The following is a 26,041-nucleotide window of genomic DNA, read 5'->3' on the forward strand; positions in this document are numbered from 1 at the left end:
GTCGGTTCCGTCCGCCAGCGACGCCGTGGCGTACAGACTCATGCTGCGCGCCAGTTCCAGCGAGACATACATGTTGGCCGCCCGCTGCGTGAGCGTCTGGAACTTCGAGAGGGTGACGCCGAACTGCTTGCGCTGTTTGAGGTAGTCGGTGGTCAGCCGCAGCGCTTCGGCCATGGCGCCGACCGATTCCGCGCACAGGCTCGCCTGCGCGTGCGTGAGCACCGACGCGATCGCCTCGGCCGCGTCCGCTCCGCCGAGCCGCTCGGCGGGCGCGTCGGTCAGCTCCAGCTGCGCGCCGCGCTGACCGTCCACCGTGCGGTAGGACTTGCGGACCACGCCCGTCGCGTCCGGCGCGACCAGGAACAGCCCCGGACCGCCGTCCGGCAGCGTGGCGCTCACCACCAGCTCGTCGGCGCTGTCGCCGTGCGGGACCGGATTCTTCACGCCGGTCAGCGTGTACGAATCACCCTGCGCCGCGGCGGTGGTCGCCAACTCGGTCGACGGCCAGCGCACTCCGGGCTCGGCATGAGCGAAGGCGAGCAGCTTCGCACCCGAGGCGACCTCGGGAAGGATTCGCTGCCGCTGCTCGGCGCTGCCGGCCGCGGTGATCAGCCCGCCGGGCACCAGTACCGCGTCCAGGATCGGTTCCGGCGCGAGCCTGCGGCCCACCTCTTCCAGCACGACCATCGTCTCCACCGGGCCGGCGCCGACGCCGCCGTCCTCCTCGGCGAAACTCAGGCCGAGCACGCCCAGTTCGGCGAGCTGACGCCACACCTCGCGGCTCCACCCCAGTTCGGAGTCGACGACCTTCAGCCGGGACTCGGCGTCGTAGGTGCGGGCGAGCAGGTCACGGACCGTGTCGCGCAGCATGACCTGTTCATCGGTGAGATCGAAATCCATGGTGCGGCCTCACAATCCGAGGATCGTGGAGGCGATGATGGTGCGCTGCACCTCGCTGGAGCCTCCGTAGATGGTTGTCTTGCGGTAGTTCAGGTAGGCCGGGCCGCTGCGCTGCGCCCAGCCGGGCGAGGCGATGTCGTCGGCGTCCACCGGGATGGCGTCCGGTCCCGCGATGTCCAGCAGCAGCTCGGTGGCCGCCTGCTGGAGTTCGGAACCGCGCAGCTTCAGCACCGAGGAGGCCGGGTTCGGCTTGCCGTCGGCGGAGTTGGAGACCACCCGCAGCTGGGTGAGCTCCAGCGCGAGCAGCTCGTTCTCCAGCTCGGCGACCCGCGCCGCGAAGACCGGGTCCTCCAGCAGCGTGCCGCTGCCCGACCTGATCTGCGCCGCGTACTGCTTCGCGACGCCGATCTTGACCTTGGTGCGGCCGACGCCGGTGATGCCGGTGCGCTCGTTGCCGAGGAGGAACTTCGCATAGGTCCAGCCCATGTTCTCCTCGCCGACCAGCTGGTCGGCGGGGACCCGGACATTCTCGAAGAACACCTCGTTCACCTCGTACCCGCCGTCGATCAGCTTGATCGGGCGGATGGTGACGCCGGGCGATTTCACGTCGAACAGCAGAAACGAGATGCCCGCCTGCTTCTTGGGCGCGTTGGGATCGGTGCGCACCAGGCAGAAGATCCAGTCGGCGTACTGGGCCAGCGTGGTCCAGATCTTCTGGCCGTTGACGATGTAGGAATCACCGTCACGGACCGCGGTGGTGCGCAGCGACGCCAGGTCGGAGCCCGCGTCCGGCTCGGAGAAGCCCTGGCACCACCAGATGTCCAGCGCCGCGGTGGGCGGCAGGAAACGCTCCTTGAGCTCCTGCGAGCCGAAATGGGCGATCACCGGGCCGACCATCTGCGCGTTGAACGTCAGCGGTTCCGGCACGGAGGCGAGCTGCATCTCGTCCTGCCAGATGTGGCGCTGCATCGGCGTCCAATCCTTGCCACCCCACTCCACGGGCCAGTTGGGCACCGCGAGGCCGTGGTCGTTCAGGATCTTGTGCGCGGTGACGATGTCGTCGCGGGACAGCTCGCGGCCGTTCCGGACGCGCTCGCGAATGTCGGCCGGGATCTCGGTCCGATAGATCTTGCGCAGTTCGTCGCGGAAGGCGACGTCGTCGGGGGACAAGGATAGTTTCATACGCATCTCCCTGCGTGTCTCGTACGTCCGAGTCAAACCTACCCCCCGGTAATCCACCATTGTCGACTGGATCACAACCGGCGGCACACCTGCGCGATCGGCGGCGCCGCTCCCCGGGACGTCGGCCGCCGCGAGCTGGTACGTTGCTGCACGTGGGTCGGGACCCCGCAGGGTTCGGTATCGAGGAGAACGAGTGAACGGCAGGACCATCGCACGCGCCGCCGCGGCGGCGGCATCCCTCGGCATCGGCGCGGTTCTCACCGTCTCCGCACCGGCGACCGCCGAACCGACCCAGGCTCCGGTGGACGCCGGCCTCGCCCACCTGACCGACATCGCGGGCGCCGACGCGTCCGCGCAGGAGGGCGTCGCCGCGCTCACGCGGTACGCCGACCTGGTCGACGCCGCGAACCTGCGCGATGTCTCCAGTGTGTTCACCCCGTTCTCCTACGCCGCGCCCACCTTCGGCTGCGGCAGCAACGGGCCGGTCACCACGATCATCGCGGCCGCCACCACCGACGGCAGCGGCAACGGCCGTGACCTGAACGTCGCCCCCGGCGAGCTGCGCTTCAGCGCGACGCCCTCGCACCCCGGCGCGCCGCTGGCCTCCGGGCTCGTCGTCGCGTGGGTGAACGTCAACACCGGCGCCAGCGGCCTCGACCCGCTCGACGACGTGACCGAGTACCGCCTGCCGTCGCTGTCCAAGACGGTAAAGAGCGGGCCGGGCACGGTGCTCGCCTCGATGTGGGGCATCATCGACTACCCGTTCGCCCACTGCGTGATGACCCCCACCGTGGGATTGTTCACCGTCCCGGACGTCCCGGCCCCCGCACCGGCACCCCCCGCTCCCGCCCAGCCCGCCCCGAGCGGCTCCGGCGGCGAACCTACGCCTTAGGACCGATCCGCCCGTGTCACCGGCGGGTTCGCAACCCGCACCCGTTTCGTAGTCGAACCGGGATCGCCTACGGCCGCGTTCAGGGCTACGCCCGCAGCACCGCCACCGACGACGTCGGACTTCCCACATTGATTTTCGATCCAGTCGGTGCTTGCAATTCGAGCCCGCTCGTCACCGAAAACTTGCGACATCAGAACTTGCGGTCCGATAATTACTGGACGCTACCCGACTGTATTCCTTTTTCCGACATCCCATCCTGCAAAGGAGACATGAATTCGAGCCGGTTGCCCACACAGTCGAATGCATAGAATCGGCGAAATCCCGGGAATTCTTCGTCCCAGGAGAGTTCGATGCCCGCTTCGGTCAATTTCCGGGCCAGCTCGTCGAGACGTCCGACGAGGATGCCCGGATGAGCCTTACGCGCAGGACGGAAGTCCTGTTCGACGCCGAGGTGGATCTCGAGCCCGTCGCCGCGAACCCACAGCCCACCTCGAGCTTCGAGCACAGGCGGTTTCCGCACTTCCCGCAACCCGAGCACCTCGACGTAGAACCGCCGGCATTCCGGCTCACTGCCTGGCGGTATCGCCAACTGGACGTGGTGCAAACCGAAGTGGAGCCCCCCGTGATCCAACCAACCCTCCCTATTACGAACTTTTACGCCAGCGGAAATCGACACCATCCGATGACCAATGGCTTCAGAAATGGATTGTTGCTCAACCTTCCCCGCCGCAAGGCTATGGCAACCACATCGATTGCGCAAGCATCGTTCTCGTCGGTAGCGGGCACGTAAGTGCGGTGCATGCGGTCGCCGATCGCGGGGCCACTCGCCGGCCGACGAGTGGCACCGCGCCGGATCTTGCCGCCGGTCCTCACTCCAGGGCGGCGAAGAACGCGCGGATGTCGGCGACGTGCGCGGCCGGGCATTCCATCGCGACGAAGTGGTTGCCGGTGTTGCCCTCCGGCCAGTGCACGATGGTGTTGTCCTGTTCGGCCAGCCGCCGCATCAGTGCCGACCCGCCGCCGTAGGTGCCGGTCGGCACCGCTTTCTGGCCCTTCGGCCAGACGAATCCGCCGTCACCGAGGCCGTTGTACATCGGCCAGGACGAGGTGGCCGCGGTGCCGGTGAACCAGTACAGGCTGATGTTGGTCAGCAGGTGGTCGCGGCTGATCACGTCCTCCACCCGGTCGGCCAGCGGAGCGAACTCGGTGAATTTCTGCGTCAGCCAAGCGAGCAGACCCACCGGCGAATCGGTCCACGCGTGGGCGAAGGTCTGTGGTGCGGCACGCAGCAGAACGTGATGGTTCACGCCGCCGGTCATCCACTGCTGCATGAGGTCCCACTCGGCGCGTTCCGCGGGCGTCATGGTCGGCACGTCCGCCTCGGTCGGCATTCCGATGCCACCGTCGAGGTGCACGCCGATCACCCGGTCCGGGGCGGCGATGGCGAGTTCGGGCGCGATGTAGGCGCCGAGGTCGCCGCCCTGTGCGCCGAAACGCGGGTAGCCGAGCCGGTCCATCAGCGTCAGCCACATCCGGGCCACCTTGCCCGGCGTCATGCCGAGTTCGCGCGGCCCTTCGGAGAACGCGAACCCGGGGACCGAGGGCACCACGACGTGGAACGCCCACGCCGGATCGAGTCCGTGGGCGCGCGGATCGGCCAGCGGGCCGATGGTCTCGGTGAACTCTACGAAGGAGTTCGGCCAGCCGTGGGTGAGGATCAGGGGCGTCGCGTCCGGCTCCGGCGAGCGCACGTGCAGGAAGTGCACGTCGAGCCCGTCGATACGCGTCTTGAACTGGGGGAACCCGTTGAGCCGCGCCTCCTGTACCCGCCAGTCGAATTCGGTTCGCCAGTATTCGGCCAGCTCGCGCAGGTAACCGACCGGCACGCCGCGATCCCAGCCGGAGCCGGGCAGCTGGGCGGACCAGCGGGTGCGCTCGAGCCGGTCGTGCAGGTCGTCCACGTCGGACTGGGGGATCTCGATGCGGAACGGGCGGATGTCGGTCATTCGGTCGGCTCCTTGCCGGTCGGTTCTGCGGTACGACGACGACGTTAGGGATCATCTAGGACGGAACGAGTCCTAGATTTCCGGCAGACTCGAATCCGTGAACGACACCCCTGCCCGGCTGCTTCGGCTGCTCTCGCTGCTCCAGACGCCGCGCGAATGGCCGGGCAGCGAATTGGCCGAACGTCTCGGCGTCACCGACCGCACGGTGCGCCGCGACATCGAACGGCTGCGCGAACTCGGCTACCCGGTCACCGCGACACTCGGCGCGACGGGCGGATACCGCCTGATCGCGGGTACCGCGATGCCTCCGCTGCTGGTGGAGGACGACGAGGCCGTCGCGATCGCGGTCGGATTGCGGGCCGCCGCCGGGTCCGCGGTGGCGGGGATGGAAGAGGCGTCGGTCCGGGCGCTGGCCAAGTTGGAGCAGGTGCTGCCCGCGCGATTGCGGCGCAGGGTGCGCGTCCTCGCTGCCGCGTTGACCCCGCCCACCGGCGCGGGAACGGCCGTGGACCCGGAAGTGCTCGCGACGCTGGCGGCGACGGTGACCAACCGGGAGCGGGTGCGATTCGCCTACCGCGACGAGGCGGGCGCCGAAACGAGGCGCAATGCCGAGCCGATGGGCCTGGTGTCCGCCCGTAGGCGCTGGTACCTGGTCGGCTACGACCTCGACCGCGCGGACTGGCGCGTGTACCGCGTCGACCGGATCGACCGCCCGCAGCCCACCGCCGCGCGCTTCACCCCACGCCGGCTACCCGCCGCCGATGCCGCCGCCTACGTCGCGGGGCGCCGCACCGACTGGGGCACACCGACGTTCCGGCTGCACCTGACCATCCATGCGTCCGCCGATCGAGTCGTGGGACGGCTGGGAGACGACACGGGCGAAGTCGTCGCGATCGATGCGAACACCTGCCGAGTCGATGGTTTGCGAGACGACGCACCGGAGTGGCTGGCCCACCGGCTGCTCGGACTGGGCGTGGAATTCCGCGTGCACGAGCCGCCGGAACTGATCGCACACCTGCGAGCCGTCGCCGACCGCGCCGGACGCGCGATCGGCGCGAACCGCGGCGACGACCGACCGCGCCGAGCAGACGCTTAGACGCGGCCACGGCTCGGCGACCGCACGGACGCGATCGACTGCGTCAACCGGATACGCGATCCCCACCGTCCGATCGCATATGTCCGGATCTGTGGACAACATGTCCTCGACAGCCCGCATCGGGACGCAAAGACTGGTGTCCGCGACTTCCACAAAAGCCCGTGATATGCACCCTGGCTGCCGGTGCAGCGCATTCACGCGGGATCGGAAACAGAAAGGCACAAGCATGAGCGACGACGGGGTCACCTTCATCAACGTCTTCGAGATATCCGCCGACCGGATAGACGAATTCGTCGAGCACTGGCACGAACGAGCACGGATCATGCGCGCGGCTCCGGGCTTCCGCGATGTCCGCCTGCACCGGGCGCTGCTGCCGGACACCCGATTCCAGCTGGTGAACGTCGCCCACTGGGACAGCGTCGAGGCTTGCGAGGCAGTCGGAGCCCGACCGGCCGTTCTGGCCTCCGTGGACGAGGCCAGGAAGACGGCCGACGCGAACCCTGCCTTCTACGAAGTCGTAGCCGAATACACCTGACACGACCTCCCCAGGACGCATCCGCTACTCGCGGGGGCTCAACGGGAAAGGCCGACTCGCAAGAGTGCGCCGGACTCGGTGGTGGCGATCAGCTGGTCCGGACGGGCCGGGACGGCCGCCACCGCGGTGAGAGGCTGCGTCTGCAGGACCGCGCACGCGGCGGCGGTGGCGGGATCGACGCGGATCAACTGGCCGGTCAGGGTGGTGACGTAGAGAATGCCGGTCGGGTCGGCCAAGAGGTCGTCGGCGAAGTCCGGGAGGCCGGGCAGTCCCGAGGACAGATCGGTGACCGTGCCGTGATCCACGGGCGCGGTGAGCGGGATACGGACGATCCGGCCGAGCGGGCCGCCGTTGGCGGTCACGTACAGCACGCCGTCGTGCACAGCCGCGCCGTTGGCGGCGAGGCCGGCCAGCGGCGCTCCCCACGCGGCGTCGACGGCACCGTCGGGAGCGACCTTGGCCACGCCGGACACGGTCGCGACGTACAGGTTGCCGCTCGGGTCGAACGTCGCGCCGTTGGGCATCGTGAGGCCGGAGACGAAGACCTCCGGCTTCGGCACGGCCGCCGCAGGATCGAAGCGGAGCACGCCGCCGGGGCGCACGACACTGACCGGCGCGTCACCGTAGACGACGTAGAGCAGTCCGTCCGGACCGAGCCGGACCGCGCCGGGGAACTCCACCGCGACGGTCGCGGTCAGCGTGCCCGCGGCGTCGTAGCGCTGAACCTCGTTGCGGTAGAGCCGCGACACCCACAGGTTGCCTTGCGCGTCGAAACCCAGGTTCTCCGCCCAGTCGAGCACCGGCGCAGGCGCTGCGACGGCCGTGACCGCCGTCGCGGTGTCGCAGGCGGCGACCGGTGGCGCGGCGCCCGAGCCAGGCGCGAGCACTCCGGTGAGGGCCAGCGCCGCCGCGGACAAGAAGAAGGCGCCTGGACGGCGGGGAATGCGCAACGCGGCCACCTCGGGCTCGGTAGGAGTAATTCGCCGCGCATTTTAGCCGCCCTCGACCCGAAATCGTGCGGTCCCATTCGCGACACGATTTTTGGCACTATCGGTCCATGCCATTTTTCGACGGCGCGCGCGGCCGGATGCACTATCGGCAGTGGCCGATCGAAGACCCGCTGTACAACGTGGTCCTGCTGCCCGGGATCGGCCAGCACAGCGGTCATTACCACCGCTTCGCGCGCGCCGTGCAATCCGCCGGTGCGCAGGTGTCGGCGCTGGACACGTTCGGGCACGGATTGAGCGAGGGCGATCCGCGACAGCCGGGCAGTCTGACCGACCTGGTGGCCGACGCGCTGCGGCTGGTCGAACTGGCCGGTACCGACCGGCCGCTGATCCTGATGGGCCACTCGCTCGGCGCGGCAACCGCGCTCGGTATGTTCGGCGCGGCGGTGCCGGACCCGGCCATGGGGGATTCGAATCCGACGGTCGTGGAACCCGGTTACCCACTGCGGCCCGCCCTGCCCGCCGACCGGCTTGCGGGCCTGGTGCTCTCGGGCGTGCCGAAGCGGGCGCTGGGCGGCGGAGCGCCGAACGCGCCGGGAACGCCGCTGCCGCGCGAACTTCCGGTCCTCGCGGTGCACGGCGTGGACGATCGGCGCGCGCCGATCGATGCGATCAGGGTATGGACTAGCCGCCACGAATCGGTAGATTTACGGGAGTACATCGACGCTGGGCACGACCTGCTGCACGAGCCGGTGCACGCGCGGGTCACTGCCGACATCGCGGATTGGATGCAGGGTGTCGTCGTGGGGTTGGCACGACATCCGTGAACCGCTCTTCGGACGAGGAAGGGGGACGGCGCAGATGCCATCACAGGAAAACGGGTTCGGCGGAGAGCCACCCGCGGAGGTCACCGCGCCCGATGTCGACATCGCCGCGCTGAACCGAGCGGTCGACGACGGCTCGCTGTGGATCGACAGTCTGCTGGTCGCCGAAGGCGCGCACGAACGGTGCGCGCGCCGGTACGAGTTGCTCGCCGACCGGGTGGAGGAGCAGATCCGCATCTTGACCGCGGCCACCGCCCTCCCTGGTTTCGGAGGGTTCGCTTCCGGCGACGCGCTGCGAACGGGTTTCGAGGGCAAGGCCGACGGCGCGATCGCCCGATTGAGCGAATACGCCACCGCGGCACGGGAACTCGCGCAGACCTTCCGCGCCGCGGCCACCGCCTACCAGCAAGCCGACCAGGCGCTCGCGCTGGCGGTCGAACGCATCGACGTGACGGGAGCCACGCATGCGTGAGATGCCGCGCGCCGGCGAGCGGGCCAGGCACCGCCGCACCGACCCCGCTTACGCACCGCACGTCGAAGTGTTCGACAACCTCACCCATACCGAGATACACGCCAAAGTCCAGTTGCTGAATCCGGCGGTGCTCGCGGGCGGCAGGCAGGCCTGGGGCGAGGCCGCCGCGCAACTGGCCGACGCCGTCTTCCAGGCGCACACCGAGATTCGCGCGGCCATCTCCGACGGCTGGCGCGGCTCCGCGGCTACCAGCGCGGACGCGGTGGTGCGCGTGTTCGAGCAGCACGGCCAGGACCTCGCCGACGTGTTCGCTGTGGTCGCGCAGCGCCTCGGGCAGGCGAGCGACGCGGCGGAAGCGTTGCGCGCGGCGGTCTCCGAGCCGTCCGCCGACGCCACCGATCTGGGGTCGGCGCTCTTGGATCCGTCTCGGGCGACCAGCAATGTCGACGGGCAGAAGGCGAGCGAGCATGCCCGCCAGGACGTCGTGCGCGTGATGAACGACATCTACGCGGGCGTTTTCGTCCGCACCGGCACCGACGTGCCCGTGTTCCCCGACGAGACCGACGATCCCGCGCCCCCTGCGCCCACCGCCGCACCGACGAGCAAGCTCACCGGTCGCATCCCGGATACGCCCGGCGTGCCGCCCGTTTCACTCGCGACGCCCCTCCAGGAGCCGAGCCGGACGACCGAGCAGAGCGTCGGCGCGACGCCAGACGATCCCACCCCCACGGCGGACACACCGTCGACGTCCACGGCCGGTGTAGCACCCGCCGCCGTGGTGGCGTCGGAAACACCGGGGGCGGTCGCGTCCACGGTCGCACCCGCCGCCGCGCCGCTGTCGACGGTCGCGGCCGCGTCCGTTCTCGACGCTGCCCCCGCCACGCCCGCCGCGCACGCGCCGGGATCCGCGACCGCGCCCGCTTCCGCGACGAGCCCGCCGACGACCGTGCCGGGGGTCGGCGGCCAGGTCCCGCCCGAGGAGCAGCGCAAGCGCGACGAGCGGCGCAAAAAGGACGACAGCGGCGACGCGGCGGTGACCGGCCTGGGCGCGGGCGCGGTGGGCGGTCTGATGGGTGGCGCGCTGGCCGCCGCCGACACCCCGCGCTCGGGCTCGAGCGTGGCCGCGAACGCGGCGGTCACACGCGCGGTATCGCTCGACGACGAGGACGACGAGTTCGACCTCGACGACCTGCCCACCTTCCTCGAGCCATCCGACGACGGCGGCGAACTCATCGGGGCGCTGGACCCCACCACGCCGCCCGTGCTCGGTGAATGGACCGAGTACGAGTGAATTGGACGCTGACCCCGGACCAGTTCGCGCTGGCCTGGTCGCGCACCGGCGGCGATCGCATTCCCTATCCCCTCGCCGTGCGCCTGTCGGCCCGCGACACCGGCGAACGGGCCGCGCAGCTTCCCGCGCTCGACCGCTGGTGCGATCAGGTGCTGGACGCGGACCTGGAAGCGGCGCTGCGCGTGCTCGCCCAACCGGACCTGCGCATCGAGGTCTTCGGTCAGCGCGACGCGGCGCCCGACCCGGCGCCACGCGGGGACGGCGGGCCACGGCCGCCGGTACCGGCGGCGGTGAACGGGCGGGAGCCCGCGCCGACGGCGCGCCCGGTGCGTGTCCTCGGCGCGGCGGCCGGGAACATCGCGGTCGTCGCGGCGCAACGCCCCGGCGCCACGCCCGATCGCGGCGGTGACGTGCGGTTGTTCGCGGGCAGCTCGAAATCGCTGTGCGCACGGGTGGTTTCGATGCTTCCGGAGAACACCCCCGGCGCCCTCGCGCGCATGACCGCTCCCTTGGCACAGGTCGGCGAGGACAGCCGCACCTTGGTCACCGTTCCGGTCGCCGGGCCGTCCACGCCCGCCCGCATCCGGCGACTGCTCAGACAGCCGCGCGAAGGCATCGGCCAGATGGTCGTCTCCGCCCGGCGCGGCGCGGGCGAACTGCGACCGTTCGGCGTGCTGTGCTGGATCGACGTCGTCGGCGACGGCCGGTACACCGTTCGCACCGGCGACGACGTCGACGTCGTCGCGGTGAACGCGGAACGCTTCGCCGCCCACCTGCGCCCGATCGTCACGGCGGCCGCGCGCACGTCGACGGCCTACGCCGGGCGCTGAACATTCCGGCGGACCGACTCCGCGCCGAGTGTCGGCACCGATTCCGCCGCGGCGGCCGACCCTCGTCGCGAGACTCGATGCCGGCCATCGGTACCGACCCGCACCCCGCAATAGACCATCGGGTTGCAGAACTCGATGCGAATCCGGTCGGCACGCCGAACTCCCGGCGACGGCGCCGACGACCACCGAGCCGCACCGTTTACGGTGTACGAGTGCCACTCTACGAATTCGAAGGCAAACGGCCGCAGGTCGATCCGACGGCGTTCGTCGCGCCGACGGCGACCCTGATCGGTGACGTCCGAGTCGAGGCGGGCGCCTCGATCTGGTACGGCGCGGTGCTGCGCGCGGACCTGGCGCCGATCGTCATCCGGGAACGCGCCAACATTCAGGACAACGCGGTGCTGCACGTGCCGCCGGACGTGCCGATGGAGATCGGTCCCGGGGCCACCATCGCGCACAGCGTGGTGTTCCACGGCGCCGCGGTCGGGGCCGAGGCCATCGTCGGCAACGGCACCACGGTGCTGGACCTGGCCAAGATCGGGGCGGGCAGCATGATCGCCGCCCACTCGCTGGTGCCGCCGGGCGCCGAGATCCCCGACGGCGTGCTCGCCGCGGGATCCCCTGCCGAGGTGAAACGCCCGATCGAGGGCACCCAAGCGCAGATGTGGGTGCAGCTCAACCCGGGCTTCTACGCGGAACTGGCGCAGCGCCACCGCAAAGGCATCGCCGAGATCTGACCGCGGTCAGCACAGCAGCGCGGTGACCTCGGCGTCGGCGAGCTGGTGGAAATCACGGTAGGCGCCGCCGACTCCGCCGAGCGAGCGCGGCACCCACGGGCAGACGACTTCGTCGGCCTCGTCGGCCACCCTGCGCATCGCCTCCGTGGAGGAGACCGGCACCGCCGCCACGACGCGCGCTGGCTGGTGCAGGCGCGCGACCCGGCAGGCGGCCGCGACCGTGGCGCCGGTCGCCATGCCGTCGTCGACGATCACCACCGTGCGTCCGGTCAGCGGGATCGGCCGTGCCGAACCTCGCAGTATCTGCCTGCGCCGCTCCAGCTCGGCCCGCTCCCGCGCCTCGATCGAGTCGACCTTCTTCGGCGCCAGCCCGGTGTGCGCGAGCACGTCCGGATTCAAGACCCGGATGCCGTCCTCGCCGACCGCGCCCAGCGCGAGCTCCGGTTGCCAGGGCACGCCCAGCTTGCGGACCAGCAGGATGTCGAGGTCGCCGCCGATCCTCTCGCGCACCGCCGCTGCCACCGGCACTCCACCGCGCGGGAGGCCGAGCACCAGCGGGTTCGACGCGCGCAGGTGCTCCAGATGCGCACCCAGCGCGTGACCGGCTGAGGTCCGATCGGCGTACACCATCGATTCCGAACGCTACTCCGGTCCGCGCTCGGTGATCGCGAATCGACGCAAGGCGAGGCTCGGGTTGGCCGTGCGCACCTTGCTCAGGTACGCCAGGTCGATACCGGCGGTCAGCACGCCCGGCTCGTCGCCGAGTTCGGCGAGCACCGAACCGGCCGGGTCCACGATCATCGACGCGCCCGCGCCGCGCGGTGCGGCCTGATCGGCCGCGGCGACGTACACGGTGTTCTCGATCGCGCGCGCCCGCAGCAGCGTCGTCCACTGATCGACCTTGGCCGGTCCCGGAATCCACTGGGCGGGCAGCAGCAGCACCTGTGCGCCCGCCGCGGCGACCCGCCGCACGCCCTCCGGGAAGCGCAGATCGAAACAGGTCTGCATGCCGAATGTCACATCCGCGACCGTGAAGGTGGGCGGCGCCTCGATCACGCCGGGCTCGACCACATCGGACTCGAGGTGGCCGAAGGCGTCGTAGAGATGCACCTTCCGGTAGCGGGTGACCAGGGAGCCGTCGGGGCCGAGCACGACGAGCGTATTGCGGATGCGGTCCCCGCCGGGAGCGACCCGCTCCACCGTTCCGGCGACCAGGAACACGTCGAACTCGCGCGCTATGCTCCCGAGCCCGGTGACGAATGGGCCGGTCAGCGGCTCGGCGACAGCCACGACCCGCTCATCGAGGCGGGTGACGGCGAACATCGAGTACTCCGGCGCGACGACCACGCTCGCACCGCGCTCCCGAGCCGTGCGGACGTGTTCGCGCACCGCCGCGAGGTTGGCCGAGGGGTCGGTCGAGGGAGCGAATTGGACGACCGCCACGTCCAGCTGATCCGTCGTCGCGTCCCGATGCGCGGGCGAGTTGTCCAGTTGCATACGTCTCACCGTATTGGGGCGGTGGCCGGAGCGACCAGCACCACGCAGTAAACTCCTGGTCAATGAGCACCAATGAGGTCGACAGCGTTTCTGGCGACAACGACAGGGACACCGACGGCCCGTCATTCGCCGATCTGGGGATCGATGACCGCATTCTGGCGGCCATCGCCGATGTCGGTTACGAATCGCCGTCGCCGATCCAGGCCGCGACGATTCCGCCGCTGCTCGCCGGGTCCGACGTGGTCGGCCTCGCGCAGACCGGCACGGGCAAGACCGCCGCCTTCGCCATTCCGATCCTGATGGGGCTCGAAGCCACCGGCCGCACCCCGCGCGCCCTCGTGCTCGCCCCGACCCGCGAACTCGCGATCCAGGTCGCCGAGGCGTTCGGCCGCTATGCCGCGCACATCCCTGGCTTGCACGTGCTGCCCATCTACGGCGGGCAGAGCTACGGCGTGCAGCTGTCGGGGCTGCGCCGCGGCGCGCACGTCGTGGTCGGCACGCCGGGCCGCGTGATCGATCACCTGGAGAAGGGCACGCTCGACCTCTCGCAGCTGCAGTACCTGGTGCTCGACGAGGCCGACGAGATGCTGAAGATGGGCTTCCAGGAGGACGTCGAGCGCATCCTCGCCGACACGCCCACCGACAAGCAGGTGGCGCTGTTCTCCGCGACCATGCCCGCCGCGATCCGCAAGATCTCCAAGCAGTATCTGCACGATCCGGTCGAGATCACGGTCAAGGCGAAGACCTCGACGGCCACCAACATCACCCAGCGCTGGGTGCAGGTCTCCCATCAGCGCAAGCTGGACGCGCTCACCCGGGTGCTCGAGGTCGAGTCGTTCGAGGCGATGATCATCTTCGTCCGTACCAAGCAGGCCACCGAGGAACTCGCCGAGAAGCTGCGCGCCAGGGGCTTCTCCGCCGCCGCGATCAACGGCGACATCGCGCAGAACCAGCGCGAGCGCACCATCGGCCAGCTCAAGTCCGGTTCGCTGGACATCCTGGTCGCCACCGACGTGGCCGCGCGCGGGCTGGACGTGGACCGCATCTCGCACGTGGTCAATTACGACATCCCGCACGACACCGAGTCCTACGTGCACCGCATCGGCCGCACCGGCCGGGCCGGGCGCAGCGGCGAGGCGCTGCTGTTCGTCGCGCCGCGCGAGCGGCACCTGCTCAAGTCGATCGAGCGGGCCACCCGGCATCCGCTGACCGAGATGCAGCTGCCCAGCGTCGAAGACGTCAACGCCCAGCGCGTCACCAAGTTCGGCGACGCCATCACCGAGAACCTCGCCTCGTCCAACCTGGCGCTGTTCCGCAAGCTGATCGAGGATTACGAGCGCGAGCACAACATCCCGCTCGCCGACATCGCCGCGGCGCTGGCGGTCGGCTCCTACGACGGCGACAACTTCTTCATGGAGCCCGAGCCGGAGCCGGTGGAGCGTCCGCAGCGCGACCGGACCCCGCGCGAGCGTCCCGCCCGGCGCTTCGACGAGGAACGGCAGGGCGGCGGTTCGCACCACCGCGCCACCGGCACCGAGCTGGCGACCTACCGGATCAGCGTGGGCAAGCGGCATCGCGTGGTGCCCGGCGCGATCGTCGGTGCCATCGCCAACGAAGGCGGCCTGCGCCGCAGCGACTTCGGGCACATCAGCATCCGGCCCGACCACAGTCTGGTGGAGTTGCCCGCGCAGCTGCCGGAGGAAACGCTGGAGGCCTTGCGGCGCACGCGGATCAGCGGTGTACTGATCCAGCTGCAACTGGATCAGGGGCCGCCGCAGCATCGCTCGCTCACCCGTGGCCCGCGCCGGGAGCGCGATGGCGTCAAGCGGCCGGAGCGCCGTAAGCCACGTTCCTGAGCCCGGGGAGGGTACGTCGAGGTCAGGCGCGCTAGCTACAGTGTTGCCGTCCGTGTGTAATTCGGCGCACGCCGGCAGCGGGTGTCCCGCGAAGACACAGGAGGGCCGCGTTTGTTCGTGTTCGGTGATCGTGTCGTCTGCACCACCGTCGATCTCGTCCGCGCGGCACACTGCGAGTTCGCGCTGCTGCGCGCCCTCGACGCCGAACTGGGCACCATCCCGGCCGAACCCGGAACCATCGCACCGGCGACCGCGACCGGCGACCTCCATCGACGCTTTCTCGACGACTACCGCACCCGGTTCGGCGACGCGGTGGTCGAGATCGATCGCCCACCCGACAACCCGAGCGACCCGCGGCGGTTCGTCGAGGCACTGACGGCCGCGCACTCCGACACGGTCGCCGCCTTGCGCTCCGGCGCGCACGTCGTGCACGGCGCCACCTTCTTCGACGGCCGGTTCCATTGCTCCGCCGACTTCCTGGTGCGTGCGGAGCATCGGGTCCGCTACACCGTGCACGGCATCGCCCTCACGACCGCCGACCGGGTGGGCACCGCGCTCGGACTCGCCGCCTGCGCCGACGCGCTGGACCGCTCGGGCGCGCTCACCGCGCCCTTGGTGCGGCTGCATCCAGGCGAGGAGAGCACTGCCCACGCGCTCAGCGCACTGCTGCCGCTGTATCGGGCGCGCAGGTGCCGGGTGGAGCGCATCGTGGAGGAGAAGCTGGGCGAACTGCTGCCGGTGCAGTGGGGCGATCCGCGCTATCTCGCCTGCGGCCGCTGCCCTACCTGCGCCGACGCTTTGTCCGCCGCGCGGGATCTGCTGCTCGTGGCAGGCATGCCGCCCGCGACGCGGGCCCGGCTGCGTGAAGCGGGCGTGCACACCATCGACCGGCTGGCCGCCACCGAGAGCGCGGTGCCCGGTGTGCCGCCGCGCACCGTCTCCGCGCTGCGCCGCCAAGCGGAGTTGCAACTGCGGCGGGAGGTTTCCGGCGAGCCCACGTACGCGCTGCTCGACGCGGCCGTGCTCGGGGCGCTGCCCGCGCCCTCGACCGGCGATCTGTCGCTGACCATCACAGGCGGCGGACGCACCCCGCTCACCATCGAGATCGGCGGTCCGGACACGGTGCACCTGTCGTTGCGCGGGCCGGTCGGTTCCAGCGATCCCGACCGTGCCGCCCCCGGCGAACGCCGCGTGCTCGAGCAAGTGCTCGACTATCTCACCCAGCGCCGCCGGATCTATCCCGACCTGCACGTATACCACTATTCCTCCGCGGTGCGGACGGCGTTGCTGCGCTGCACCGGACGGCACGGTGTCAACGAGGAACTCGTGGACGAGCTGCTGTGCGGTGGCGTTCTGGTCGACCTGTATCCGATCGTGCGCGGCACGCTACTGGTCGGCGAGTCGTCCTACCGGCTGAGCGGGCTGCGGCAGTTGCTTCCCACCGCGACGGACCCGGCCGCCGAACGTGATTGCCACACCGTGCTGCGGCTGCGCGATTGGCTGCTCGAGCGGGCGGCCGAACAGCGCGTCGCCACGGGCACCCCGGCACCGGAGCGGCCGGACGCGTGGTGCGTCGAGGCGGTCCCCGGCCAGTCCCTGCCGCTGCCCTCCTCCCGGCCGTCGTCGCTGGAGGCCGCGCTCGCCGAATACGCCGCCGCGCAAGGCGATCCGCTGCACCCGGCGGCGCTGACGGCCGCGGCGCTCGGCTATCACCGGCGCGAGCGGCAGCCGCTGTGGTGGGCCCACGCCGACCGGCTCAGCCATCCGGTCGAGGAATGGGCCGACGCTCCAGGCGTTCTGGTCGCCGACTGGGGCACGGTGGACACCAAATGGCATCGCCGCCCCGACCGCCCGACGATGCGCCGCTACCTGACCCTGACGGGCCGGATCGGGACCGGCGCGAGCGGCGCCCCCGGGCCGAGCGCGCTCACTCCCGGTACCACCGTCTACACCTTCTACGACCGGCCCGTGGCGGCCGCGATGGTCACCGGCGCGGGTCGACGGGCCGTCGCGACGGCGACGGTGCTCGGCTGCTCGGTGGACGCCGAGTTCGACGACGCCGTCCGGCTGGAGGAATTGCTGCCCGAGGGTTGCGAGCCCTACGACGAGTTGCCGTCCGCGATCGCGCCCGGCCTCCCGGCCTGGGACGAGAATGCCGCGCTGACCATCGAACTCGCGGCGCAGCAGTTGCTGATGACCCTGCCCGGCATACCCCACGCAGCCGCCTTCGACCTCCTCGCACGCCGTGCGCCCCGGCTGCACGGCGACGCCCGGTTGCCCGAGGTGCACGGCGACTACGCCGCGGCGATCACCACCGCGCTGTGCGCGCTTGACCACTCCTATGTGGCGGTGCAGGGTCCGTCCGGCACCGGGAAGACCGCGACCGCCGCGCGGGTGCTGGAGCGGCTGATCAAGCGGAACAAGTGGCGGATCGGCGTTGTGGCGCAGGAGCCCTCGACCGTGGAGAACCTGCTCGACGCGATCGTGCGGGCGGGCGTGCTGCCGGAACTGGTCGCCAAGAAGGACGCGGCCACGGTCGCCCCGGAGTGGGTAGTGATCGATGCCGCCCGCTATCCGCGGTTCCTGGACAGCGCGATCAGCGGGTGCGTCCTCGGCGGCGCCCCGGCCGACTTCGTGAACGAGGATCTGGTGCCGCGCGCGGGCCTCGATCTGCTCGTGGTCGCCGACGCCGGCCGCTTCCCGCTGGCCGAGACCGTGTCCGTCGCGGCGTGCGCGCGCAACCTGCTGCTGCTCGGCGATCCGGTGCCCTCGACCGCGCGCGGCGTGCACCCGGCCCCGGTCGGCGAATCGGTGCTCGGCTGGCTGGCCGAGGGTCGGCAGACGTTGCCTGCCGAACGCGGCTATTTCCTGGACCGCACCTGGCGGATGCACCCCGCCGTCTGCGAACCCGTCTCCCGCCTGTACTACGACGGCCGCCTGCGCGCCAACGAGACGGTCACCCTGGCCCGGCGACTGGACGGCGAGGAACCCGGCGTGGACACCGTTCTGGTGGAGCACTACGGCAACGCCACCGAGTCACCGGCCGAGGCGCGCGAAGTCGTACGCCGGGTCCGCGCGCTGCTCGGCATGTCCTGGACGATCGGCGCGACCACCCGCAGGCTGCATCCGCACGACATCTTCGTGGTCGCGCCGTACGCCGCTCAGGTCGGGCGTATCCGGACCTTGCTGGCGCGCGCCAAGATCGAGGACGTCCTGGTGGGCACGCCGGATCGATTCCGGGGCCGGGAAGCAGCCGTGGTGCTGCTGTCGATGACCACCTCCAGTCCCGCCGACGCTCCCCACGGCATGTCGCCGCTGCTGTCGCGGGGCCTGATCCACGCGCTGTGCCGCGCCATGTGGAAGGCGGTCGTCATCCGCTCACCGCTGCTCGCCGAGTACCTGCCCGCCACCGCGGACGAACTCGCCGATCTCGGTGCGTTCCTGCGGCTGTCCGCAGCGGGTCAGCCGAAGCAGACGCCCTCGCCCCGATAGGTCGGCGCGGCGACGCGGGAGCCGTCCTCGTCGACCAGATGCACCGTGTCGAAGCGCTCGCACAGTTCACCGGCCTTCGCGTGCCGGAACCACACTCGGTCGCCGATCCGCAGTTGCGCGGCGCCCGACAGCGGGGTCTGCACCTCGCCCGCGCCCTCGGTGCCCAGCAGCTTCAACCCGCGCGGCCAGACCGGCTTGGGTACCCGCGACGGCCCGGCGGGCCCGGAGGCGATGTAGCCGCCCGCGAAGACGGTGGCGATATCGGCCGCGGGCCGGCGCAGCACGGGGGTGGCGAAGTACAGCGCGGGCCGCGGTGTGAACGACCGGTAGCCGTCGAACAGGGTCGGTACGTACAGCCCGCTTCCCGCGGTCACCTCGGTGACGTCCGGATCGGCCACGCTGACCTCGATGGATCCGCTGCCGCCGCTGTTGACGATCTCTAGCTTGCCGGTCACCGAGCGGACCGCGTCGAGCACCTGGGCACGGCGCTTGCGGATCTCCGCCGCGGAGGCGCGCTTCACCAGACGGACCGCGACATTCGAGTCCGGCAGCCCCGCGATCTGCGCCTCGTAGGTCATCACGCCCACCACGTCGAAGCCACGCCGAAGCGCCTCGCTCGCCAGGGTGGCCGCCTGTTCCGGCATGCGCACGGGAGAACGGCGCACGCCGAGGTGCAGCGGGCCGATCCGCAGCGAGGCGTCCACGTCCAGGCAGACGCGCGGGCGTACCCGGTCGGTACCGACGGCGGCGCGGATCAGGTCGAGTTGCCCGGCATCATCGATCATCAGCGTGACCGATCGCAGCAGCAGGTCGTCGGAAGCCAGTTCGGCCAGCGCGGCGCGGTCCACGCTCGGATAACCGAGCAGGACGTCGCGCGCGCCGTGGCGCACGAGCCAGAGCGCTTCGCGCAGGGAGTAGGACATGATGCCCGCGAAGCCGCCCGCGGCGGTCAGGCCGGCACCGAGAACTTCGGCGAGGACGGCGCGGCAGCGCACGGATTTACTGGCCACACGCACCGGCGTGCCACCAGCGCGGCGCGCCAGGTCGGCGGCGTTCGCACGCAGGGTGGGCAGATGGAGGGCGGCCAGCGGCGGATCCAGTTCGGCGGTGGCCGCGTGCAGCCCCGCGATCGGCGACGTCTCGGTCACCAGGACAACTCAACCACCAAGTTGGTCAAACGTCCAGTATTTGTCAGATCTCCGCGGCCTTGGTGGCGAGTCCGCTGACCATCTCATCGAGCACCACCAGCATGGTCTCGTCGTTGCAATCGGCCAGCCAGCGCAGGACCGTGCCCTGCACGATCGAAACGACATTGCAGGCGATCGCCTCCACCGGCTCCAGCCACTGCGTGTCCGACAATTCGGCGCACAGTTTCAGGAAGGCGGTGACCTCCGCATCCTTCTCGCGGTAGAACTCCGTCGCGATCGGGTCCGGGAAGCAGTCACCCCTGACCTGCCAGCGGGCGCGTAGCGCCTGCAGGGTCATCTCGTACGACCTGATCTGCCGCTCCGGCGTGGCCTTGACCAGCGGCCAGTACGCACTGACCCCGGCGTGCAGCAGCACCCGCAGCGCGCGCAGACCCTTGTAGTCGAGCGTGGCGGCCGCCGCTTCCACCGCGTCGATGACGGCGGGTCGTAGCCGGATTTCTGTTATCACTTCTCCACGTGCGCTCAACGACGACTCCCTCGGGGAAAGAACTCACGCACCTCCGTCGGCGCGACTCGCTGAACAGGGCGGGCAACATCGGGAAACACCTCGGCTGCCCGGTCCAACGTTCATCAATGGTAGTTCGTTTTCGGGGTTTGAGAATGGGTTCGATGGGTAATTCCAGACTGGAAGAATGTTTTGTTACCCAACCGGGACCGGGACGCTATCCGGCCGTGTCGCCCGGAAATGCCGCTATGACGGTGGATCTGGAGGTCGCCCCACCCCTCGACAGACCGTTGACAACGGTACGGTTCGAGTCGCGGGCAACCCAAATTTTGTGGCGCATCCCACAGCCGAACCGCCCAAATCGGTCAGCTTATCGTGTGGGGTCCGATCCGCAACCGACACCTTTTCGTTCCGCGAGCCCGATAGCCTTGATCGGTGACTCTCTCGCCCCCCGCCGACCAGTACTTCCTCTCCGGCACGTTCAACTTCCGAGACACCGGCGGGCTGCGCACCCACGACGGCGCCAAAGTCCGCCCTGGCATCCTGCTGCGCTCGGCCCAGCTGAGCGGACTCGACGAGACCGGCCACGCCGCGCTGCGCGAACTGAGCGTCAGCTACGTGCACGACCTGCGCGGACAGCGGGAGATCGACCACATGGGCGCCGACCAACTGCCGCCTGACGTCCGGCTGACCGTCACTCCGTTCGACTCGCGGATGGCCGAGGCGCCGCCGCACGAGGCAACGGCGCGGACCGCGTACACGCACATGCTCGAGGTCTACCGGATGTTCCCCGCGCTGCCCGAGGCGCACGCCGCCATCGTCTCCCTCGCCGAGTCCATCGCGCGCGGCGACGGCGCCGTGCTGGTGCACTGCGCGGCGGGCAAGGACCGCACCGGCTGGGCCGTCGCGACACTGCTGCGCGCGGTCGGCGTGACAGAAGCCGACGTGCAGGCCGACTACCTGCTCAGCAACGGGGCCATCCCCGCGCTGCGCGCCGTCATGACGTCGAAATTGCTCTCCGGCGAGGAAGTCTCGGTGGACCTGCTCGGCGTGCGCGAGGAGTACCTCGACATCGCCACCGCGTCGATGCGCGAATTGCACGGCGACCTGCACGGCTATCTCGCGACCGCCGGACTGACGCCGGACCTGCTCGCGCGGCTGCGCGAGCGCATGCTCGAGTGAGCGCCGCTCACTCGACGGGCGCCGCGCCCCTGCGCACCAAGCCGTCGGCGTCGATGGTCACCTGATCGCCGGTGTGGAACCAGGTACCGGTGAACCGCGCCGCGGTCGTGGTGGGGTCGTTCCAGTAGCGCGGCGCGATGTTCGGCCCCCGGCACAGCAGTTCGCCGTGCCCCGCCTTCGCCTTCGGGCCCCACAGCGCCAATTCCGTCCCGCCGAACGGGAATCCGAGCACCGTGGCCGCGTCGGAAGGGTCGGCCTCCCGCTCGGCGTCGTCCACCGCGAGACCGATGCCGCTGGTCTCGGTCGCTCCCCACACCGACCACTGCCGAGCCGCGGGGAACACGCCGCGCAGTTCGGCCGTGAGGTCGACCGGAGCGCACCCGGACGCGGCCCGCTCACCGCGATGACCGGCTTTGCTGATCCTGGCGATGCCATCGGTACACAGCCCCTCGGCGCGCAGATCCGCCAGTTCGGACAGCAGGCCCGCGAAGATGCGCGGCGTCGCGGAGACCATGTCGACCCGCTCGGCGGTGATGGCTTCGGCCAGGCCGGGCGCGTCCCGGGTGAGCACGACGGTGCCGCCGACGGCGAACGTCGGCAACAACTGGTCGACGCAGCCACTGGCGTGCGCCAGCGGCAGCAACACCAGGTTGCGCAGGCCGTCGGTCGGCAGGTCCAGCGCCGCGACCACCGAGCGCACCGCGGACAGCAGGTTCTCGTTGGTCAACTCCACGCCCTTGGGCGTGCAACCCCCGCTGGTGTAGCACAGCAGCGCCAAGTCGCCGAGCGCCGCTCCGTCGTCGATGTAGGCGGCGCCGTCCGGGAACTCCGTCTCGGCGCCCTTGCCGCCGAGCACGAAATCGGCACGGCTGTCGGCGATCACGCGCTCGGCCATCGCCTCGGGCAGCCCGTCGTGCACCAGCACCGGCACCGCGCCGCTGAGCAAGGCGCCGAGGAATGCCTGCACCCAGCGGACGCCGGTGGGCAGATGGATCGCGATCCGGTCGCCGTAGCCGATGCCGTGCTCCTGCAAGCCGCCCGCGATCCGGGAGGCGGAGTGCCACAGTTCGCGGTAGGTCAGGCGCGGGCCGCCGACCTCCACCACGGCTTCGCGGGTGGCGAAAGCGTGCACCTGCAGATCGAGGAGTTCGGTCAGCGCGGGTGTGAGATTTCCGTAGCGCAGCACTCCGTCGGCGCCACGAGCGAGCGGGTTGTCCCAGACGTGCGGGCCGGTGAGGGGATATTCGACGAGCAACTGCGACATTCGTCCTCCGCGTGCCTCGAGGTATCAGGCACTGCGACTATATGACGCATGTCACAACTTCGCTGCGATAGGCGATGAACGTGTCCTAGCTGTCACCGCCCGGTGTAGCGAGCCTTCCCCGGACCCTGCTCGAGGAAACTGCGTACCCCGCCCCGCAGATCCTCGGTGTCGAACAGCGCTCCGGACACCTCGGGTGTCACCGAATCCGCGTGCGCCACACCGCCGGAACGCCAAGCCTCGATGATCTTCTTGGTCGCCGCGTTGGCCTTGGTCGGGCCTTCGGCCAGCCGGTGGGTCAGCGCGCGAGCGGCAGCGTCGAGGTCGTCGTGCACGGCGTTCACCACGCCCCATTCGGCCATGGTCGCCGCGTCGTAGAGGTCACCGGTCATCACGAACTCGCGGGCACGGCCCGAGCCCGCGCGTTCGGCGAGGCGCTGCGGGCCGCCCATCGACGGCGTCAGCCCGACGACGATCTCCACCAAACCGAACTTGGCCTTCGGCGCCGCCAGCAGGATGTCGCAGGCGAGCGCGATCTCGAAGGCCGCGGTCAGGGTCAGCCCGTGCGCGGCGAAGACCACCGGGCACGGCAGCGCCTCCAGCGGATGGATGATCTGCGCGAACAGGGCGCGCCACAGCTCGGCGCCCTGCTCCGGGGTCAGACCGTCGAAGACGTGCACGTCGACGCCGCCGGAGACCACCTTGCCCTCGGCGCGCAGCAGCACCGCCCGCGGCGGCCGCGCCGACAGGTCGGCGATGTCGGCGGTCAGCGCGTCGAGCATGGCCCGATCGAACAGGTTGAGCGGCGGATGGGCGAGGGTGAGGGTCGCCACCTCCGCGCCGCCGTCGGTGAAGTCTCGTTCCAGCCGGGTGGCCTTCGTTGCACTCATCCGGTCAGCGTACGAGGTCGATCTGGAAGACTGTCGGTGTGATCGAGTCGGCCAGCGAAAGCGGTTCCTACGTCGAGCCCGGCGAATTCAAGAGGGACACGAACTACATCACCACCCGGATCACGGCCGACGGCCGCGACGGCTACCCGGTGCGGCCGGGGCGCTACCGGCTCGTCGCGGCGCGCGCCTGCCCGTGGGCCAACCGAACGCTGATCGTGCGCCGTCTGCTCGGACTCGAGCCGGTGCTCTCGCTCGGCCTGTGCGGGCCGACGCACGACAAGCTCAGCTGGACCTTCGATCTGGATCCCGGCGGCGTCGACCCGGTGCTCGGCATTCCGCGGCTGCGTGACGCCTACCTGGCCCGGTTCCCCGGCTACCCGCGTGGCATCACGGTGCCCGCCCTCGTAGACGTGCCGACGGGACAGGTCGTCACGAACGACTACGCGCAGATCACGCTCGATTTCTCCACCGAGTGGACCGAGCACCACCGGCCCGGCGCGCCGCAGTTGTATCCCGAACCGCTGCGCGCCGAGATCGACGAGGTGAGCCTCGCGGTCTTCCGCGACGTGAACAACGGCGTCTACCGCTGCGGGTTCGCCGGCGCGCAGGATGCCTACGACGCCGCCTACGACCGGCTCTTCCACCGGCTGGACTGGCTGTCCGAACGCCTTGCCGCGCAACGGTATCTGGTCGGTGACACGATCACCGAGGCGGACGTGCGGCTGTTCACCACGCTGGTCCGCTTCGACGCGGTGTACCACGGGCACTTCAAGTGCAACCGGTCCAAGCTCGCCGAGATGCCGGTGCTGTGGGCGTACGCGCGCGATCTGTACCAGACCCCCGGTTTCGGCGACACGATCGACTTCGAGCAGATCAAGACGCACTATTACGTCGTGCACCGGGACATCAATCCCACGGGGATCGTCCCGAAGGGTCCGGATCCGGCGAACTGGCTGACGCCGCACGGCCGGGAAGTCCTCGGCGGCAGGCCGTTCGGCGACGGAACCCCGCCGCCTCCTCCGCCTTTGGCCGAACGCGTGCCCGCGATCCACAGCCCCGCGTAGGGGGCGCGGCGGAAGGAGTCAGAGGACAGCCGCGCCGACCGAGCGAAGGCGGAACGGCGCAGCCGGACGGCATCCGTCCGGGCGAAAGCGAGGCGGCCACCGGTGGAACCGATCCGCCTGGGTACTTCGTTGTCATGACGAGCTGACGGCAACCGGTGCCATACAGTTCTACCCAGCAGACCGGAAGAGGAGGATGCCGCCGATGCTCAAAGGCGCGTTCGAGAAGACGGTGGTCGAGCTGCTCGACACCGGGTCCCGCCTGCAGGCCCCCGCGGTCGCCAAGTACGTGGACCGAATTCGTCGCTCCCACCCGGATGAAAGCCCCGCGCAGATCATCGAACGGTTGGAGAAGCAGTACCTGCTCGCGGTGACCGGCAGCGGCAGCGCGGTCGGCGCGACCGCGGCCTTCCCCGGCGTCGGAACCGTCGCGGCCATCGCCGCGGTGAGCGCGGAGACCACCTTCTTCATGGAGGCTTCGGCGGTGTTCACCCTGGCGGTGGCCTCGGTGCACGGCATAGCGCCGGAGAACCAGGAGCAGCGCAGAGCGCTCGTACTGGCCGTCGTGCTGGGCGAGAGCGGCATGCAGATCGTGCAGAAGAGCGTCGGCACCTCGGCGAAGAACTGGGGCACGGCCTTCGCCAACCGGATCCCCGGGCTGTCGAGCATGAACGATTCGCTGCTCAAGCGGTTCATCATCCGGTTCATCACCAAGCGCGCCGCGCTGATGGCGGGCAAAGTGCTGCCCGCGGGCATCGGCGCGGTGATCGGCGGCGCGGGTAACCGGGCGCTGGGCAAGGCCACGATCACCAACGCGCGCAAGGCATTCGGGCCGCCGCCCACCACGTGGCCCGCCGACCGGCACTTGATCATCGACGCCGATCCGCTCACCGCGATCGACCCGGCGAAGCCGCAACCTCCGGCCACGCCACGATGAGCGTCCGCCGCGCGCCCACCGGGGCGCGTCCGGTCGCGTTCGCGGTCCGGGGATTGACCAAGCGGTACGACTTGGCGACCGCCGTGACGGACGTCAGCTTCACCGTGCCCTCCGGCGCCGTCGCCGCGCTCGTGGGTCCGCGCGGCGCGGGCAAGACCACGATCCTGCGCGTGCTGCTCGGTCTGCTCGCCCCCACCTCCGGCACCGCGTCCGTGGGCGGCCCCGGTTCCCGGCGAGACGGCGTCGGTTCCGCGGGTGTGATCGGCGGCGTGCTCGCGCCCCGCGGGTTGCATCCGGCGCATGCCGTGCGGGATCACCTATGGATCTACGCCGCCGCGGCGGGCGTGGCCGATAGCAGGGTGTCCGAGGTGCTCGAGGTCGTCGGGCTCGTGGAGCAGGCCACGACGAAGATCGGCGCGCTGTCGATCGGACAGCAGACCAGGCTGGCCCTGGCCAACGCGCTGCTCGGCGATCCGCCGCTGCTGGTGCTCGACGAGCCG

The 26,041-nt window shown here is 70.4% G+C and carries 25 protein-coding genes; 14 read left to right on the forward strand and 11 right to left on the reverse strand.

Going from position 1 to position 26,041, the window contains the following annotated elements; translation table 11 throughout:
* Positions 1 to 900: acyl-CoA dehydrogenase family protein (locus ON27_RS22110; protein WP_043731067.1), on the reverse strand; the 900-nt coding region annotated here is incomplete at its 3' end.
* Between the two features lie 9 nt (positions 901 to 909).
* On the reverse strand, positions 910 to 2,082 hold the full coding sequence (locus ON27_RS22115; protein WP_043731070.1) for an acyl-CoA dehydrogenase family protein: 1,173 nt from the start codon (positions 2,080 to 2,082) through the stop codon (positions 910 to 912).
* A gap of 193 nt (positions 2,083 to 2,275) precedes the next feature.
* Between ON27_RS22115 and ON27_RS22120 the strand changes: the two genes are divergently transcribed.
* The gene (locus tag ON27_RS22120) at positions 2,276 to 2,974 is read left to right on the forward strand and encodes a hypothetical protein (protein WP_043731073.1); all 699 of its coding nucleotides are present in this window, start codon (positions 2,276 to 2,278) and stop codon (positions 2,972 to 2,974) included.
* 211 nt (positions 2,975 to 3,185) lie between these two features.
* On the opposite strand, the gene ON27_RS22125 is transcribed toward ON27_RS22120, so the two are convergent.
* Positions 3,186 to 3,734 (reverse strand): VOC family protein, encoded by a 549-nt coding sequence (locus ON27_RS22125; RefSeq protein WP_245560049.1) that lies wholly within the window; start codon positions 3,732 to 3,734, stop codon positions 3,186 to 3,188.
* 109 nt (positions 3,735 to 3,843) lie between these two features.
* Entirely contained in the window at positions 3,844 to 4,980 is a 1,137-nt protein-coding gene (locus ON27_RS22130) for an epoxide hydrolase family protein (protein WP_043731076.1), read from the reverse strand.
* Between the two features lie 97 nt (positions 4,981 to 5,077).
* On the opposite strand from ON27_RS22130, the gene ON27_RS22135 reads away from it, so the two are divergent.
* Together ON27_RS22135 and ON27_RS22140 are read left to right on the forward strand one after the other, a co-directional pair.
* Positions 5,078 to 6,076, forward strand: a complete 999-nt coding sequence (locus ON27_RS22135; RefSeq protein ID WP_051046880.1) for a helix-turn-helix transcriptional regulator — start codon at positions 5,078 to 5,080, stop codon at positions 6,074 to 6,076.
* A gap of 226 nt (positions 6,077 to 6,302) precedes the next feature.
* Positions 6,303 to 6,611, forward strand: a complete 309-nt coding sequence (locus tag ON27_RS22140; RefSeq protein WP_043731079.1) for an antibiotic biosynthesis monooxygenase family protein — start codon at positions 6,303 to 6,305, stop codon at positions 6,609 to 6,611.
* 38 nt (positions 6,612 to 6,649) lie between these two features.
* On the opposite strand, the gene ON27_RS22145 is transcribed toward ON27_RS22140, so the two are convergent.
* Positions 6,650 to 7,561, reverse strand: coding sequence for an NHL repeat-containing protein (locus ON27_RS22145; RefSeq protein WP_063711359.1), 912 nt, complete (start codon positions 7,559 to 7,561; stop codon positions 6,650 to 6,652).
* Positions 7,562 to 7,668: 107 nt separating this feature from the next.
* On the opposite strand from ON27_RS22145, the gene ON27_RS22150 reads away from it, so the two are divergent.
* From ON27_RS22150 to ON27_RS22170, 5 genes are all read left to right on the forward strand, one after another.
* Positions 7,669 to 8,385 (forward strand): alpha/beta hydrolase, encoded by a 717-nt coding sequence (locus ON27_RS22150; protein ID WP_043731081.1) that lies wholly within the window; start codon positions 7,669 to 7,671, stop codon positions 8,383 to 8,385.
* Positions 8,386 to 8,419: 34 nt separating this feature from the next.
* Positions 8,420 to 8,854: a hypothetical protein gene (locus tag ON27_RS22155; protein ID WP_043731083.1), complete on the forward strand. Its 435-nt coding sequence runs from the start codon at positions 8,420 to 8,422 to the stop codon at positions 8,852 to 8,854.
* Positions 8,847 to 10,145, forward strand: a complete 1,299-nt coding sequence (locus tag ON27_RS22160; protein ID WP_157227277.1) for a WXG100 family type VII secretion target — start codon at positions 8,847 to 8,849, stop codon at positions 10,143 to 10,145. The genes ON27_RS22155 and ON27_RS22160 overlap by 8 nt, the downstream gene beginning before the upstream one ends.
* Entirely contained in the window at positions 10,142 to 10,975 is an 834-nt protein-coding gene (locus ON27_RS22165) for an ESX secretion-associated protein EspG (RefSeq protein ID WP_043731089.1), read from the forward strand. The genes ON27_RS22160 and ON27_RS22165 overlap by 4 nt, the downstream gene beginning before the upstream one ends.
* 212 nt (positions 10,976 to 11,187) lie before the next feature.
* Entirely contained in the window at positions 11,188 to 11,712 is a 525-nt protein-coding gene (locus ON27_RS22170) for a gamma carbonic anhydrase family protein (RefSeq protein WP_043731092.1), read from the forward strand.
* Positions 11,713 to 11,718: 6 nt separating this feature from the next.
* Here the strand turns inward: ON27_RS22170 and ON27_RS22175 are convergent, their stop codons facing one another.
* Positions 11,719 to 12,342: a phosphoribosyltransferase gene (locus ON27_RS22175; RefSeq protein ID WP_043731094.1), complete on the reverse strand. Its 624-nt coding sequence runs from the start codon at positions 12,340 to 12,342 to the stop codon at positions 11,719 to 11,721.
* Between the two features lie 12 nt (positions 12,343 to 12,354).
* Positions 12,355 to 13,209 carry a carbon-nitrogen hydrolase family protein gene (locus tag ON27_RS22180; RefSeq protein ID WP_051046882.1) on the reverse strand — a complete coding sequence of 285 codons (855 nt, stop codon included), beginning with the start codon at positions 13,207 to 13,209 and terminating at the stop codon, positions 12,355 to 12,357.
* Positions 13,210 to 13,271: 62 nt separating this feature from the next.
* Between ON27_RS22180 and ON27_RS22185 the strand changes: the two genes are divergently transcribed.
* Entirely contained in the window at positions 13,272 to 15,065 is a 1,794-nt protein-coding gene (locus tag ON27_RS22185) for a DEAD/DEAH box helicase (protein WP_043731098.1), read from the forward strand.
* Between the two features lie 117 nt (positions 15,066 to 15,182).
* Positions 15,183 to 18,557 (forward strand): AAA domain-containing protein, encoded by a 3,375-nt coding sequence (locus ON27_RS22190; RefSeq protein ID WP_245560050.1) that lies wholly within the window; start codon positions 15,183 to 15,185, stop codon positions 18,555 to 18,557.
* On the opposite strand, the gene ON27_RS22195 is transcribed toward ON27_RS22190, so the two are convergent.
* Both ON27_RS22195 and ON27_RS22200 read right to left on the reverse strand, forming a co-directional pair.
* Complete coding sequence (locus ON27_RS22195; protein ID WP_043731100.1) at positions 18,527 to 19,705, reverse strand: amino acid deaminase/aldolase; 1,179 nt, start codon at positions 19,703 to 19,705, stop codon at positions 18,527 to 18,529. The genes ON27_RS22190 and ON27_RS22195 overlap by 31 nt on opposite strands.
* A 43-nt stretch (positions 19,706 to 19,748) precedes the next feature.
* Complete coding sequence (locus ON27_RS22200; RefSeq protein WP_051046883.1) at positions 19,749 to 20,231, reverse strand: hypothetical protein; 483 nt, start codon at positions 20,229 to 20,231, stop codon at positions 19,749 to 19,751.
* Between the two features lie 414 nt (positions 20,232 to 20,645).
* On the opposite strand from ON27_RS22200, the gene ON27_RS22205 reads away from it, so the two are divergent.
* Entirely contained in the window at positions 20,646 to 21,392 is a 747-nt protein-coding gene (locus tag ON27_RS22205; protein ID WP_043731102.1) for a tyrosine-protein phosphatase, read from the forward strand.
* A gap of 7 nt (positions 21,393 to 21,399) precedes the next feature.
* Here ON27_RS22205 and ON27_RS22210 read toward each other — a convergent pair whose 3' ends face one another.
* Positions 21,400 to 22,656, reverse strand: coding sequence for a class I adenylate-forming enzyme family protein (locus tag ON27_RS22210; protein WP_043731105.1), 1,257 nt, complete (start codon positions 22,654 to 22,656; stop codon positions 21,400 to 21,402).
* 92 nt (positions 22,657 to 22,748) lie between these two features.
* A complete protein-coding gene (locus ON27_RS22215; RefSeq protein ID WP_043731107.1) occupies positions 22,749 to 23,543 on the reverse strand; it encodes an enoyl-CoA hydratase/isomerase family protein in 795 nt (264 codons plus the stop codon).
* A 38-nt stretch (positions 23,544 to 23,581) separates the two neighbouring features.
* On the opposite strand from ON27_RS22215, the gene ON27_RS22220 reads away from it, so the two are divergent.
* From ON27_RS22220 to ON27_RS22230, 3 genes are all read left to right on the forward strand, one after another.
* Positions 23,582 to 24,607 carry a glutathione S-transferase family protein gene (locus ON27_RS22220; protein WP_051046884.1) on the forward strand — a complete coding sequence of 342 codons (1,026 nt, stop codon included), beginning with the start codon at positions 23,582 to 23,584 and terminating at the stop codon, positions 24,605 to 24,607.
* A gap of 202 nt (positions 24,608 to 24,809) precedes the next feature.
* Positions 24,810 to 25,541 carry a hypothetical protein gene (locus ON27_RS22225; protein WP_051046885.1) on the forward strand — a complete coding sequence of 244 codons (732 nt, stop codon included), beginning with the start codon at positions 24,810 to 24,812 and terminating at the stop codon, positions 25,539 to 25,541.
* The coding region (locus tag ON27_RS22230; RefSeq protein ID WP_043731111.1) for an ATP-binding cassette domain-containing protein at positions 25,538 to 26,041 on the forward strand (504 nt) is incomplete at its 3' end. The genes ON27_RS22225 and ON27_RS22230, both read left to right, overlap by 4 nt.

This window comes from Nocardia asiatica NBRC 100129 (genome assembly GCF_000308415.1).
GTDB lineage: Bacteria > Actinomycetota > Actinomycetes > Mycobacteriales > Mycobacteriaceae > Nocardia > Nocardia asiatica.